Below are 604 nucleotides of genomic sequence, written 5' to 3' on the forward strand. Positions count from 1 at the left end.
TTACTCAATGACGTTGACTTCGAACCGGAGATTGACTTACTCAATGACGTCGACTTTGAACCGGAGATCGATTTACTCAACGATGTCGACTTCGAACCACTGATTGATTTACTCAATGACGTCGACTTTGAACCAGATACTGATTTACTCAACGAAGTTGACTTCGAACCGGAGATCGATTTGCTCAACGAGGTTGATTTCGAACCAGAGATTGATTTACTCAATGATGTCGACTTTGAACCAGATACTGATTTACTCAACGATGTTGACTTCGAACCGGAGATCGATTTACTCAACGAGGTCGATTTCGAACCAGATACTGACTTGCTCAATGACGTTGACTTCGAACCTGAAATCGACTTACTCAATGACGTTGACTTCGAGCCTGATACTGACTTACTCAACGATGTTGACTTCGAACCACTGATTGATTTACTCAATGACGTTGATTTCGAACCTGAAATCGACTTACTCAACGATGTCGACTTCGAACCACTGATTGATTTACTCAATGACGTTGATTTCGAACCAGATACTGACTTGCTCAACGATGTTGATTTCGAACCGGAGATCGATTTACTCAACGATGTTGACTTCGAACCAG

1 pseudogene is annotated in these 604 nt (G+C 42.1%); it reads left to right on the forward strand.

Features of this window, described 5'->3' with window-relative positions:
* Positions 1-604, forward strand: a pseudogene (locus FD16_RS12970) (hypothetical protein); the annotation flags it as partial.

Source organism: Paucilactobacillus suebicus DSM 5007 = KCTC 3549, from assembly GCF_001434475.1.
GTDB lineage: Bacteria > Bacillota > Bacilli > Lactobacillales > Lactobacillaceae > Paucilactobacillus > Paucilactobacillus suebicus.